The sequence below is a fragment of the Streptococcus sp. 29892 genome (assembly GCF_032594935.1).
In the GTDB taxonomy this organism is placed as follows: domain Bacteria; phylum Bacillota; class Bacilli; order Lactobacillales; family Streptococcaceae; genus Streptococcus; species Streptococcus hyiners.
Map to the genome: position 1 here is coordinate 1,819,242 of NZ_CP118734.1, position 13,146 is coordinate 1,832,387.

12 protein-coding genes are annotated in these 13,146 nt (G+C 44.2%); 4 read left to right on the top strand and 8 right to left on the bottom strand.

What is annotated here, in order from left to right:
* Positions 1-61: 61 nt before the first annotated feature.
* Genes dhaK through dhaM form a run of 3 tightly spaced genes read left to right on the top strand, consistent with a single transcriptional unit; the run spans position 62 to position 2,008 of the window.
* Positions 62-1,051 (top strand): dihydroxyacetone kinase subunit DhaK, encoded by a 990-nt coding sequence (gene dhaK / locus PW220_RS09095; protein WP_172002655.1) that lies wholly within the window; start codon positions 62-64, stop codon positions 1,049-1,051.
* 10 nt (positions 1,052-1,061) lie between these two features.
* Positions 1,062-1,637, top strand: coding sequence for a dihydroxyacetone kinase subunit DhaL (gene dhaL, locus PW220_RS09100; protein WP_248033088.1), 576 nt, complete (start codon positions 1,062-1,064; stop codon positions 1,635-1,637).
* Positions 1,634-2,008, top strand: coding sequence for a dihydroxyacetone kinase phosphoryl donor subunit DhaM (dhaM, locus tag PW220_RS09105; protein ID WP_248055535.1), 375 nt, complete (start codon positions 1,634-1,636; stop codon positions 2,006-2,008). Before dhaL ends, dhaM begins: the two co-directional genes overlap by 4 nt.
* A 45-nt stretch (positions 2,009-2,053) precedes the next feature.
* Here the strand turns inward: dhaM and PW220_RS09110 are convergent, their stop codons facing one another.
* The 6 genes from PW220_RS09110 to PW220_RS09135 all read right to left on the bottom strand — a co-directional run bounded on the left by PW220_RS09110 (position 2,054) and on the right by PW220_RS09135 (position 8,900).
* Complete coding sequence (locus tag PW220_RS09110; protein ID WP_248055539.1) at positions 2,054-3,907, bottom strand: proline--tRNA ligase; 1,854 nt, start codon at positions 3,905-3,907, stop codon at positions 2,054-2,056.
* Positions 3,908-4,178: 271 nt separating this feature from the next.
* Positions 4,179-5,438, bottom strand: coding sequence for an RIP metalloprotease RseP (gene rseP, locus PW220_RS09115; protein WP_248055540.1), 1,260 nt, complete (start codon positions 5,436-5,438; stop codon positions 4,179-4,181).
* Positions 5,439-5,447: 9 nt separating this feature from the next.
* Positions 5,448-6,242: a phosphatidate cytidylyltransferase gene (locus PW220_RS09120; protein WP_248055874.1), complete on the bottom strand. Its 795-nt coding sequence runs from the start codon at positions 6,240-6,242 to the stop codon at positions 5,448-5,450.
* 21 nt (positions 6,243-6,263) lie between these two features.
* Positions 6,264-7,019 (bottom strand): undecaprenyl pyrophosphate synthase, encoded by a 756-nt coding sequence (locus PW220_RS09125; protein ID WP_248055541.1) that lies wholly within the window; start codon positions 7,017-7,019, stop codon positions 6,264-6,266.
* A gap of 158 nt (positions 7,020-7,177) precedes the next feature.
* Entirely contained in the window at positions 7,178-7,480 is a 303-nt protein-coding gene (gene yajC, locus PW220_RS09130; RefSeq protein ID WP_248055875.1) for a preprotein translocase subunit YajC, read from the bottom strand.
* Positions 7,481-7,607: 127 nt separating this feature from the next.
* The gene (locus PW220_RS09135; RefSeq protein ID WP_248055542.1) at positions 7,608-8,900 is read right to left on the bottom strand and encodes an adenylosuccinate synthase; all 1,293 of its coding nucleotides are present in this window, start codon (positions 8,898-8,900) and stop codon (positions 7,608-7,610) included.
* 363 nt (positions 8,901-9,263) lie between these two features.
* Here PW220_RS09135 and gshAB point away from each other — a divergent pair, with 363 nt between their 5' ends.
* Positions 9,264-11,495, top strand: a complete 2,232-nt coding sequence (gshAB, locus tag PW220_RS09140) for a bifunctional glutamate--cysteine ligase GshA/glutathione synthetase GshB (protein WP_248055543.1) — start codon at positions 9,264-9,266, stop codon at positions 11,493-11,495.
* 502 nt (positions 11,496-11,997) lie between these two features.
* Here the strand turns inward: gshAB and PW220_RS09145 are convergent.
* Both PW220_RS09145 and PW220_RS09150 read right to left on the bottom strand, forming a co-directional pair.
* On the bottom strand, positions 11,998-12,237 hold the full coding sequence (locus tag PW220_RS09145) for a SemiSWEET transporter (protein ID WP_248055548.1): 240 nt from the start codon (positions 12,235-12,237) through the stop codon (positions 11,998-12,000).
* Positions 12,238-12,249: 12 nt separating this feature from the next.
* On the bottom strand, positions 12,250-13,143 hold the full coding sequence (locus tag PW220_RS09150) for an ROK family protein (protein WP_248055551.1): 894 nt from the start codon (positions 13,141-13,143) through the stop codon (positions 12,250-12,252).
* Positions 13,144-13,146: the final 3 nt, after the last annotated feature.

Here is a 13,146-nt window from a genome sequence, read left to right on the forward strand (position 1 = left end):
CCTTCCTTTTTCAATTATTTAAAAATATAATAACAGTATAAAAAACAAAGGGGTTTATCTCATGAAAAAAATCATTAACCAACCTGAACATGTCGTTGACGAAATGTTGAAAGGCCTTGTCTTTATGCACCAAGATGTGATTGAGCGTATTGACGGTTTTGAAGTCATTGTTCGCAAGGCGGAAAAGACTGGCAAAGTCGGCATCATCTCAGGAGGTGGTTCTGGTCACGAACCTTCTCATGCAGGCTTTGTCGGTAAGGGTATGTTGTCTGCCGCTGTCTGTGGCGCAGTATTTACCTCACCAACCCCAGACCAAATCTTGGAAGCCATCAAAGCAGCTGATGAAGGCGCTGGAGTCTTCATGGTCATCAAAAACTACTCTGGCGACATCATGAACTTTGAAATGGCACAAGAGTTGGCTGAAATGGAAGGAATCGAAGTGGCTAGTGTCGTTGTGGACGATGACATCGCTGTGGAAAATAGCCTCTATACCCAAGGCCGTCGTGGCGTAGCAGGTACCATCCTTGTCCACAAGATTCTCGGTCATGCTGCTGAAACTGGTAAATCGCTTGCTGAGATTAAAGAATTAGCTGACCGCCTCGTTCCACAAATCAAAACTATCGGTCTTGCGCTTTCAGGCGCTACTGTTCCAGAAGTGGGCAAACCAGGCTTCGTCCTTGAAGAAGATGAATTTGAGTATGGCGTTGGTATCCATGGCGAACCTGGCTATAAGAAAGAAAAGCTACAACCATCTGCAAAATTGGCTGAAGAATTGGTTGAGAAATTGGCTGAAGGCTTTGACATTCAAGATGGTGAACACTACGGTGTCCTTATCAATGGTCTTGGAGCAACTCCTCTCATGGAGCAATATGTTTTTGCCAACGACGTTGCGCAATTACTAGCTAAAAAAGGGGTTATTGTCGATTACAAGAAAATCGGTAACTATATGACATCCATTGATATGGCTGGACTATCACTGACTTTGATTAAACTAGAAGACCCAAGCTGGATTGATGCTTTACAGGCACCTGTTGAAGTTGTCGCTTGGTAGGAGAACGCTTATGGATGCAAAAACAGCATTGACATGGATGGAGAAATTCAACGAAAAAATTCAAACGAATAAGGATTATTTGAGCCAACTCGATTCACCGATTGGCGATGGAGATCATGGCGGAAACATGGCTCGAGGTATGGCGGCTGTCATGCAGGAGCTATCTGACAAAGACTACGAGAGTGCTGACCAGGTTTTCAAAGTGGTTGCCATGCAGCTTCTCAGTAAGGTTGGCGGGGCTTCAGGTCCTCTCTATGGCTCTGCTTTTATGGGAATTTCCAAGGCTAGCCAGACTGATACTGATTTGGCAGATGTGCTACAAGCAGGTTTGGATATGATTCAAAAACGTGGCAAGGCCGAATTAGGTGAAAAAACCATGGTGGATGTTTGGGTCCCTGTCATTGCTGCCCTAAGAGAAAACCAGCTCTCAGTAGAGGTTATTCATGAGGCTGTTCAGGCAACAAAAGATATCCTTGCGACCAAAGGGCGAGCTTCCTATGTTGGCGAGCGGTCTATCGGCCATATTGATCCAGGTTCTTTCTCGTCTGGGCTTCTATTTGAAGCCTTGTTGGAGGCAGGACTATGACAAAGGTTGGTATCTTACTCGTATCCCATTCAAAAAATTTGGCCCAGGGAATCATCGACCTAGTATCTGAAGTCGCCAAAGATATTCCCATCACCTACTGTGGCGGATTGGAGGACGGTAGTATCGGAACTAGCTTTGAAATGGTACAAGACAGGATTGAAACAAATCCAGCAAGTACAGTCCTTGCCTTCTTTGATCTTGGGAGTGCTAGGATGAACATTGAACTGGCTGCCGATTTTTCTGATAAGCAAGTCCTTATCCAAACTGTGCCAGTTGTAGAAGGATGCTACACAGCTGCTGCCCTCTTACAGGCAGGAGCAGATTTAAACACCATCCTTGACCAATTACAGGAGCTTGAAATCAAAAAATAAATCCATATTAAAAGCCGAGTTTTTATAAACTTCGGCTTTTTCTTATTACTTATTCAAAATCTGTAAGGTTTCAAGGAGTTGATCTACATGGACTTCAACCGTATCACCTGTTCCCTTGATTTTCACTTCAACAATGCCGTCAGCAGCTTTCTTACCGACTGTCACGCGGATTGGCAAACCAATCAAGTCACTATCAGAGAATTTCACACCGACACGCTCATTACGATCATCTGTCAAGACTTCGTAGCCTGCGCCAACCAAGCTGGCTTCGATGGACTGGGTCAAGGCCATAGCTTCTTCGTCTTTTACATTGACTGGGATTAGATGAACATCAAACGGAGCCAATTCTTTAGGGAAGTTGATTCCCCAAGCGTAACGGTATTCGCCTTTTGGTGTCTTGTTGACAAAGAGGCGAGCATGTTGCTCAAGAACGGCTGACAAAAGGCGACTAACACCGATACCGTAGCATCCCATGATAATTGGCATAGAACGACCGTTCTCATCCAAGATATTAGCATTCATGCTATCTGAATAACGGGTCCCCAGTTTGAAGATATGACCGATTTCAATACCGCGAGCAAAGTTGAGAACCCCGTGTCCATCTGGAGAAGGCTCACCTTCCTTGACTTCACGAATGTCCACATACTCAGTCACTTGGAAATCACGGCCTGCATTGGCACCTGTGTAGTGGAAACCATCTTCGTTAGCACCGACTACAGCATTTTTCACATCTTGGACCTTGCGGTCTGCAATAATCTTGATATTTTCTGGTAAACCAACTGGGCCAAGAGAACCAAAGCCTGCACCGAAGATGTTTTCAGCATCTGCTGGGCTTGCTGCATCAAAGAAATCAGCTCCAAGGTAGTTTTTCAACTTGACATCGTTTACCTGGTCATTGCCGACAAGTAGGGCAACAACTGGCTCACCATCTGCCATAAAGAGCATGGTTTTGATGGTTTGCTCTTCAGCGACATTCAAGAAGGCAGCAACTTCGTCGATGGTTTTAGCATCTGGTGTCGCTACTTTGACCAAGTCTTCTTCGACGACAACTGCTGTACTTGGTTTGTATTCGCTAGTTGCCATTTCTAGGTTGGCAGCGTAGCCAGACTCGCTAGAGTAGGCGATGGTATCTTCACCAGACACAGACCAAGCCAAAAGTTCTGCCTTGATTGCTTCAAGAACATCCTCTGGGATTTCCTCAAAAGAAGCAACCGACTTGTCCAAGACAACCCAACGGTCCAGATCAGTACGGTCCGGTGTAATAGCCATAAATTCCTGGCTATCCTTACCACCCATGGCACCACCGTCACCGATGATAGCCTTGAACTCAAGTCCTGCACGAGTGAAAATAGCCTCGTAAGCTGCCTTATAGTCATCGTAGGTCTGGTCCAGGCTCTCGTAGCTGGCGTGGAAGCTGTAACCGTCTTTCATGATAAACTCACGACCACGGAGAAGCCCGTTACGAGGACGTTTTTCATCACGGTATTTTGGCTGGATTTGGTAAATGTTGAGTGGTAACTGCCTGTAAGATTGCACCGCATCACGCGCCAATAGTGTCACCGTTTCTTCGTGGGTTGGACCCAAGATAAAGTCAGAACCCTCACGGTTTTTGAGCTTGTAGAGGTCATCACCGTAGGTTTCGTAACGACCCGACTCACGCCAAATGTCCGCTGACAAGAGAGCTGGTGCCAAAAATTCAATGGCATCAATCTTATCGAATTCCTCACGCATGATATTTTTTGCTTTTTCAATGACACGGTTAGCCAAAGGCAAGTAGCTGTAAATACCAGCAGAAATCTGGCGGACATAACCCGCACGCAACATCAAAGCATGGCTAATCACCGACGCATCCGAAGGCATCTCCCGCAAAGTAGGGATAATCATTTTAGACTGTTTCATAATGTAAGATACAAAGGGCGTGGAAACCAAAGCAAAAATAGGAAATCATTGCAGTGTGCTAACACACAAAATGATTTATCTTTTTTGCACAGGTTTCAGCCCGTGTTCAATTCCTTTCGTAGTTTACTTGATTGGAAGACAAAGAATTAACTTTTCTAAACCCCTCGCTGACGCTCGAGTTCAAATCTGAAAACTCTCTGTTCCTTTCTTTTTCGTATTTTTCAGAACATCCTGCGTTTAGCACGCATTCAATTCCATTTGAAGTTTTTATTTAGAAGAATACACGCATAATGTCATTCCAGGTCACAACTAGCATAAGAACGACCATAATGGCAACTCCTGCCAGCGTGATATAGGATTCCGTTTCTGGTTTAAGTGGTTTTCTGCGAATACCTTCTAGAATGTTCATGACAATCTTCCCACCATCCAAGGCTGGAATAGGGATAAGATTGAAAATACCGATATTGATTGACAGCATAGCCATCAGGTTAAAAACTGAGAACCAGCCATTTGCAGCAGCTTGATTGCTGACAGAATAAATAGCCACAGGTCCGCCCAACTGCTTGACATCAAAGTTTGCAATCAAGTTCTTTAAGGCAGTCACAACAATAAGGGCTGTCCCACCTGCTTGCTGGAATCCCCCAATAATCTTATCAAAGAAACCTGTTTTTAGAATGGGTGAAACGCCAATTCGGTAACTACCCTCAACCTTTTCAGCGGTCACTGTGATTGTTTTTTCAGCTCCTTCATGCTCTACGACCAACTCAAAACTTGGAGCTGTAGTCGCTTCCGCTGCGGATTGACTAATAGCGCTAGCAATTTCCGTATAAGTATCCGTTGCTTGACCATTGATAGACAAAATTTTATCACCCGTAACGATGCCTGCAGCCTGTAAAGCCCCTCCATCTGTCACACGAACCGCATTAGTCGTTGGGTCAGCAACCCCACCCTGAGCAAAGACAAGCATGATGAAAATAAAGGTACCTAGAATAAAGTTATTCATAGGACCAGCAAAGTTGGTCATCAATCGACCCCAAACGGTCGCATGCTGGTATTGAACATCCAGCGGAGCAATGCGAACTTCCGTTCCATCCTCCTCTACAATCGTAGCATCGTGATCAACCTTGTAGGTCTTGCTTTCATCTAACACCAAGCCTGTGATTTCTAGCTTTTCCTCGAAATCAAAACTAGTCACATTCATGGGTAAGCTAACATTATCAAGCTGTTTTCCAGAAAGATTGATACGAGTAACAACCCCATCAGCATTCAAGGTCAGGCTAGCTGGCGTCCCCGTCTTAATTTCCGTCTTATCTTCACCCCAACCAGCCATGCGCACATAGCCACCGAGCGGAAGGATACGAATAGTATAAGCCGTCCCATCTTTACCAATGTGAGCAAAGATTTTAGGGCCCATACCAATGGCAAATTCTCTGACAAGGATACCCGATTTTTTGGCAAAGTAGAAATGCCCAAATTCATGAACAACTACAATCACGCCAAATATAAAGATAAAGGCTAAAATTCCCTTCATAGTCCCTCCTTAAAACAGTCCAAAGAAGTGCATGATAGGAAAGACAAAGATCATACCATCAAAGCGGTCTAAAATACCACCATGACCTGGAATCAGATTGCCAGAATCCTTAACACCAAAGTGGCGCTTAATAGCACTTTCTACTAAATCACCAAATTGAACAAAAGCAGAGAAGATGACCACCAATACCAACATCAAGAAGAAGGGATAACCTGCTCGAAGACTTTTATCAACCAATAAGAAAATAATCGACAAGACGAGAGCGGAGCCAATCCCACCAAAAAATCCTTCCACCGTCTTATTGGGTGATACTTTTGGTAATAACTTTCTTCGACCAAATTGGCGACCAACCAGATAAGCCCCAATATCCGTTGCCCATACAATACAAAGTGCAAAGAACACCTTATTCAAGCCATCCGTCCGTGCCAACAGCAAATTATGAAAACCAATCCCTACATAAAAACTAGATGCAATCGGAAAAACCACATCCGAGTAGTTGTACTGTCCCAAATTAAAAACGGTCGTTCCGAGAAGAAGGAAGACGACAATAGCATAGGCTGTGTAGTTGCCATCCGTTGGTAAAAAAGTCAGGTAATTCTGCAAGGGCAAGGTCAAAACCAAACTTGCCAACATGGCCAAAGTCCCCTCAATCGAGTAGGGAGTTAAGCCGTGCATCTTAATCAATTCAGCCGTAGCAATCATCGCCAATAGGCCTATAAAGAAATGAAAGGCAGTTCCTCCTAGCAATAAAAAGGGAAGGAAGACCGCAAAAGCAATCCCTCCAAATACCACTCGTTTCTGCAAATCGTTTGTCATAACCTCTCCTTACACGCCACCAAAACGTCTGTGGCGACGGTTGTATTCTTTAATCGCTAATTTCAGTGCCTCACCATCAAAATCTGGCCAAGCAACATCTGTAAAATACAGCTCACTATAAGCTGTCTGCCAAGGCAAGAAATTACTCAAGCGTAATTCCCCGCTGGTCCGAATAACCAGATCAGGGTCACGAAGAGCAGGCGATAGACTTCCGGTATAAAGATAATCTGCAATCAGCTTCTCATTAATATCACCTGGATTAAACTTGGCATCCAAGACATCTTGTGCAATGGCCTTAACCGCTCTAGTCACCTCATCACGCCCACCATAGTTCAAGGCGAAATTTAAAATCAAACCCGTATTATTCTTGGTTTTTTGCTCTGCCTTATAGAGCGCATTGAGCGTAGGTTCAGGCAGCTTGGAATGGTCACCAATCATCTGGATTTTAACATTATTGGCATGGAGTTCAGGAACATATTTATCATAAAATTCCACAGGCAAGTTCATGATAAAGGCCACTTCCTTCTCGGGTCTGGACCAATTCTCCGTCGAAAAGGCATATACCGTCAAGACTTTAACTCCCAAATCAGAAGCTGTCTTAGTTACATTTTGTAAAGCATCCATTCCAGCCTTGTGCCCCATAATTCGCGGCTGCATCCGCTTTTTAGCCCAACGACCATTGCCGTCCATGATGACCGCTATATGCTTGGGCACCTCAATAGCTGTTTCAATGCTTTCCTTCTTTTTAAATTGAAATTTAAACATGGTAGTTTCCTTAAGATAGTATTTAGTCTGTTTTCTCTATCCTACTGACAAAAAATAAGGATATAATCAGTCTATTATACCATATTTATAGGGATTTAAGCAAAAATCAGCTAGCACAGTCAAGCAAAAAACCGAGGCTTTCCTCGGCTTTCAATCATCTATTCTTCAATAGCTGTTTCTGTTTTTTCTTGACTTGCTTCTTCTACGATAGCTGAAGCTGCTGGAGTACTGGCTACACGGTTACGAATAGCCCCACGTTCAAAGGTTAGGTAAACCCCATCAACGTCCAAGACAACCTTCTTCTCATCGATTTCATCAACAATACCAAACAGACCACCAATAGTAACAATCTCATCACCTTTTTTAATCTGACTAAGTGCATCTTGGCGCTGTTTTTGTTGTTTGCGCTGGCTATAGAACATAAAACCAATCATAGCAAGCATCAAAACAGGAAATAACAATCCTTGTATATCTGGCATTTTTTTACCTCTTCTTTTAGTTTATGAACATCATTATACCAAATTCCAGCCTAGAAAGCAAAATTCGGTCGCGCAAAAAGACCGAACTCTCGTTCAGCCTTTATCCATCTTATTTTGCACTCCACACACTCTCGAGGATGTTGGTCTGTTCACGACCTGGTCCGACTGAGAAGGTTGAGATACGAACGCCTACCAATTCGCTGATACGACGAACATAGTTGCGAGCTGCTTCTGGCAATTCATCCAAGCTACGCACACCTGTGATGTCTTCAGACCAACCTGGCATTTCTTCGTAGATTGGTTTGCAGCGTTTGAGCTGTTCCAAGCTTGCTGGGTAGTGATCAATACGCTCACCATCCAAGTCATAAGCCACGCAGATTTTCAAGGTTTCAAGACCTGACAAGACGTCAATCGAGTTGAGGGACAAGTTGGTAATACCTGACACACGGCGGCTATGGCGCATGACAACAGAGTCAAACCAACCGACACGGCGTGGACGGCCAGTTGTCGTACCGTATTCCTTACCGATTTCACGGATACGGTCTCCGATTTCATCGTGCAATTCAGTTGGGAATGGTCCGTCACCAACACGGCTGGTATAGGCTTTACATACTCCCACAACCTTATCAATCTTGCTTGGGCCGACACCGCTACCGATAGTCACACCACCCGCAACTGGGTTTGAAGAAGTAACGAATGGATAGGTACCTTGGTCAATGTCCAACATAACCCCTTGCGCCCCTTCAAACAAGACACGTTTGCCTTGGTCGAGAGCATCGTTCAAGATAACAGAGGTATCTGTTACATATTTCTGGATTTCCTGACCATAAGCGTAGTATTCTTCAAAGATTTCGTCGAATTCGATTGGCGTTGATTCATACATTTTCTCAAACAAACGGTTTTTCTCAGCCAAGTTTGTTCTCAAACGCTCCGCAAAAATCTCCTTGTCCAAGAGGTCTGCAATGCGGATACCAACACGCGCAGCCTTGTCCATGTAAGCTGGACCGATACCCTTGTTGGTTGTACCAATCTTGTTCTCACCTTTGGATTCTTCCTGCAACTGGTCCAATTTGATGTGATAAGGCAAGATGACGTGTGCGCGGTCTGAAATCCGCAAATTATCTGTCGTCACACCTGAATCATGGAGGTAGTTGATTTCCTTCACCAAGGATTTTGGATTGACAACCACACCATTACCGATTACAGAAATCTTTTCTGGGAAGAAAATTCCAGACGGAATCAAGTGCAACTTATACTTGGTGCCGTCAATAACGATAGTATGTCCTGCATTATCTCCACCTTGATAGCGCGCGATTACTTCAGCATTAGCAGACAAGAAGTCTGTAATTTTACCCTTACCTTCGTCGCCCCATTGGGTTCCTACAACAACTACTGATGTCATATTCACTCTTTCTCTGAACTGGCTGACCAGTCCAGCCTTTCTTCTACTTCTGGCAGGAATCTCACCTGCAAGTTTCGTTTTACAATCTATTCTACCAAAATACGAACATTTTTTCAAGAATTACCAATATTTTCGTTTATATCGGATGTTGTTTCTTGTTGCATTATTTTCAATCTCAAAATACGAACAAACGCTTATCCTGAACATTTTTAAAATTGTTTTTGACAGGAATTCCCGAAGCCTCCCAATCCTGTCCTCTTACCAACTTCATTTTTTCTTTCAAAACGTAGCAGAAATTTGTATTTGTTTTACAAACTAGATAAAATTGGTATAAGACATTATCAGAAATTGGACGGATTGCTTATGTTACAGAAATTATCCCCAAATAGCCCTATCCTCCAAGCCACCTTTGGTTTGGAACGGGAATCCTTGCGAATAAATAGCGACAACCGCGTGGCTCAGACACCACACCCTGAAACATTGGGTTCACGCAGTTTTCACCCCTATATCCAGACCGATTACAGCGAGCCACAACTAGAACTGATTACACCCGTGGCTCATTCGACCAAGGAAGCCCGTCGTTTCCTCGGAGCCATCACAGATGTAGCGGTGCGGTCTATGGAAAAAACGGAATACCTATGGCCCCTGTCCATGCCACCTGTGATTTCAGAAGATGAAATCCAAATTGCTCAGCTGGAAAGTGACTATGAGTATCAGTACCGTGTTGGTTTGGCAGAACGCTATGGTAAGTTGCTCCAGTCTATGTCGGGCATCCACTACAACTTCGAGCTCGGCAAGGACCTGACCCAGCAACTCTTTGAAGCCAGCGATTACGACGACCTCATCACCTTCAAAAATGCCCTCTATCTCAAGCTGGCTCAGAATTTCCTACGCTACCGCTGGCTCTTGACCTACCTCTACGGAGCTAGCAGTCTGGCTGAAAAAGGATTTTTGACAGAGGAAATTGGCTGCGTGCGGTCTATTCGCAATTCCAACTACGGCTATGTCAACGCCCCTGATGTCCACATCTCCTTCTCTTCTTTGGAGCAATATGTGACCGACATCGAGCAGGCGGTTGCTAGCGGTCAGCTGTCTGCCGAAAAGGAGTTTTACTCTGCTGTCCGCCTCCGCGGTGCCAAGACCAGCCGGGACTTCTTGACTAAGGGCATTACCTACTTGGAGTTCCGCAACTTCGACCTCAACCCCTTCGAGCCTCTGGCCATTAGCCAAGAAAACCTCGACACCACCCACCTCTTTGCTCTAGCTCTGCTCTGGCTTGATGACATGGAGCAGGTTGACGAGGAACTGGCTCAGGCAGCAGAACTCAACAACCGCATCGCCCTCAGTCATCCCCACACCCCCCTACCAGCAGAGGCAGACGCCAGCCCTATCCTGACCGCCATGAAGGCTATCGTTCAGCATTTCGGACTGGATGATTACTACAGTCAGCTCATTGCTCAGGCAGAGGCAGCCCTTCAAGACACTCGTCTGACCCTTTCTGGAAAAATAGCAGAGCAGGTTGAAGACGGGTCTTTGGAACACTTTGGCCAGCAGCAAGGCAAGACTTTCCATGACCATGCTTGGACAGCCCCTTACGCCCTCAAGGGCTATGAAAACATGGAACTCTCCACCCAGATGATTCTCTTTGACGCCATTCAAATGGGCTTGCATGTCGAGATTTTGGATGAAGAAGATCAGTTTCTCAAGCTCTGGCATGGTGACCATATCGAGTACATCAAAAATGGTAACATGACGTCCAAGGACAACTACGTCATTCCTCTGGCCATGGCCAACAAGGTGGTGACCAAGAAGATTTTGGACCAGGCTGGTTTCCCAGTGCCTGCGGGAGCGGAATTTGCTAACAAGGAAGATGCCCTGCGGTATTACGGACAGGTAGCCAGCTCTGCTATTGTTGTCAAACCAAAATCCACTAACTTCGGCCTAGGCATCTCTATCTTCCAAGACCCAGCCAGCCAAGCAGACTATGAAAAAGCCTTAGACATCGCCTTTTCGGAAGACAGCCATGTACTAGTGGAGGAATTCGTGGCAGGGACCGAATATCGCTTCTTCGTCCTAGACGGCAAGTGCGAAGCTGTCCTGCTTCGCGTCGCAGCCAATGTCGTAGGGGACGGTAGCTCAACCATCCGTGAATTGGTGGACCAAAAAAACCAAGATCCTCTGCGTGGCCGCGACCACCGCTCACCACTGGAAATCATCAATCTGGGTGATATCGAACTGCTTATGTTGGAGCAACAGGGCTACACACCTGATACGGTCTTGCCTGAGGGAGTTCAAGCCTTTCTGCGTGGCAATTCCAATATCTCAACCGGTGGCGACTCTATTGATATGACCGACCAAATGGATGAATCCTACAAGCAACTGGCTGCCGCTATGGCGACGGCTATGGGGGCTTGGGCCTGCGGTGTGGACTTAATTATCCCTGACCGCACCAAGCAAGCCAGCAAGAACGAACCAAACTGCACCTGTATCGAGCTTAACTTTAACCCAGCCATGTACCTGCATACCTATACCTACGCAGGACCTGGTCAGAGCATTACGCCGAAGATTTTGCGGAAGTTGTTTAAGGAAATATAGACTAAAGCCCCCTTATCTCATTGAGAAGGGAGCTTTTTTGATATTTCTTCTTGTACATGACTGTACCAATTTTGATATAATCTAAATGGCACTAACGATACCGCCTTAGAAAGGAGGTAAAGTACTATGCTTGACTTTCTTCTTACCAACATCATATCACCGCTCGCGGTTGGTTTTATTCTTCTAGCTATTGATAAATGGCTTGATGAGTAGTAGTGCTTTTCTAGGAAACTAGAAAAACCCCCTTGCTTTTGTAGGATCTAGCAAGGGGGTTTTCTTTTGAGGTAAAGTCAACTTGACTTCCCTACCAACATCTTCCTCTACATTATCCCATAACAGATACACCTTGTCAATCGATGTACTCACGTATCTTGGTGTGCAGAATGAGAATAGGATATCCTGTGCTGAAAATTTTTGTTATTTTATGAGATTTATCACTAGGTAGAATAAGAAAAATAAAACACTTCTACGACTCTATCAACTACACTCAGAATATTCTATCTTATCGATACTTAATCTTATAAATGAGGATTATACTTGAAAATAATAAGGAAATCGCGTTTGCAAAAATAAGCGGAAAATCTCTAATCATAATCCCGTGTACTAGCCATAAACCTATACCTAATACCGTCATACTATACATCCCTAGAGAAATAGCTCCTGTATCTTTTGTCTTTATTACCTTTATCACCTGTGGTAAGAAGCCAAAGGTAGTAAGACAAGCCGCAAGCATACCAATCATAAAAATACTCTCCTACATTATTAAGAATGCTGAACCAATTATTCCGTTATTTCCACTATCTATTTTTGAGATGATAATATTATTTAAAATATGTTTTTGCTCATGATGCAAAGATAAGCTCAAAACAGTCTTTATATCTTCTATAAAATCTGGGTTGTTTTGTGCAACACTACCACCCAAAACGATTATTTTAGGATCCAGTAAACAAATCATATTATGAATCGCTTGAACCATACCATCTCTAGCATTAGCAATAATAGCCGATGCTGTAATATCACCTTTACGCCAATTATCAAACACTGCCTTGGTTGACAAATCTTCACCATACATTTGCTTCCCTTGGCGTTCAATGGCTGGTCCTGAGCAGGAGATTTCTAGACCACTTGTTCTTCCGAAACTCCGAACTGGCATAAAACCGATTTCGCCCGCAAAGCCAGATCCTCTTAGAATTGTGTTATTTATGATATTGGTGGCTGCTATACCTGTAGAAATAGTAATATAGCCAAACATATCATCTGCTTCTAAAGAAAGCATTCGATACTCTGCATAAGCCGCTACTTTCACATCATTGTCAATTTTTATTGGAATATTTCCAAATTCTTCTTGAAGTCGCTTAACAAGAGGAAAATTCTCCCATGGAATATTATTTTGAAAAACTGCAACTCCATTTTCAACATCAACTTTTCCCGGCAAGCCAACACCAATCCCTGAAACATCCTCAATATTCAGTTGCTGACTGTTTAGTAGTTCTCGAATAGCTGTACACACGCATTGAAATAAGGTTTCTGAAGACTCTTTATTGCTTGGCACCTTTAGACTATAAGCCACATGACCTGCATCATTTACCAGTCCCACAGCAACTTTTGTACCGCCAATATCTACACCTAAAGCATATTTAACTGCCATATC

Bases quoted from the DNA above. Each gene is read 5' to 3' on its own strand.
- PW220_RS09125 (WP_248055541.1), bottom strand. From the start codon at position 7,019: ATGTTTAAATTTCAATTTAAAAAGAAGGAAAGCATTGAAACAGCTATT.
- dhaL (WP_248033088.1), top strand. From the start codon at position 1,062: ATGGATGCAAAAACAGCATTGACATGGATGGAGAAATTCAACGAAAAA.
- PW220_RS09110 (WP_248055539.1), bottom strand. From the start codon at position 3,907: ATGAAACAGTCTAAAATGATTATCCCTACTTTGCGGGAGATGCCTTCG.
- PW220_RS09145 (WP_248055548.1), bottom strand. From the start codon at position 12,237: ATGATTGGTATGCTTGCGGCTTGTCTTACTACCTTTGGCTTCTTACCA.
- gshAB (WP_248055543.1), top strand. From the start codon at position 9,264: ATGTTACAGAAATTATCCCCAAATAGCCCTATCCTCCAAGCCACCTTT.
- dhaM (WP_248055535.1), top strand. From the start codon at position 1,634: ATGACAAAGGTTGGTATCTTACTCGTATCCCATTCAAAAAATTTGGCC.
- rseP (WP_248055540.1), bottom strand. From the start codon at position 5,438: ATGAAGGGAATTTTAGCCTTTATCTTTATATTTGGCGTGATTGTAGTT.
- dhaK (WP_172002655.1), top strand. From the start codon at position 62: ATGAAAAAAATCATTAACCAACCTGAACATGTCGTTGACGAAATGTTG.
- PW220_RS09150 (WP_248055551.1), bottom strand. From the start codon at position 13,143: ATGGCAGTTAAATATGCTTTAGGTGTAGATATTGGCGGTACAAAAGTT.
- PW220_RS09135 (WP_248055542.1), bottom strand. From the start codon at position 8,900: ATGACATCAGTAGTTGTTGTAGGAACCCAATGGGGCGACGAAGGTAAG.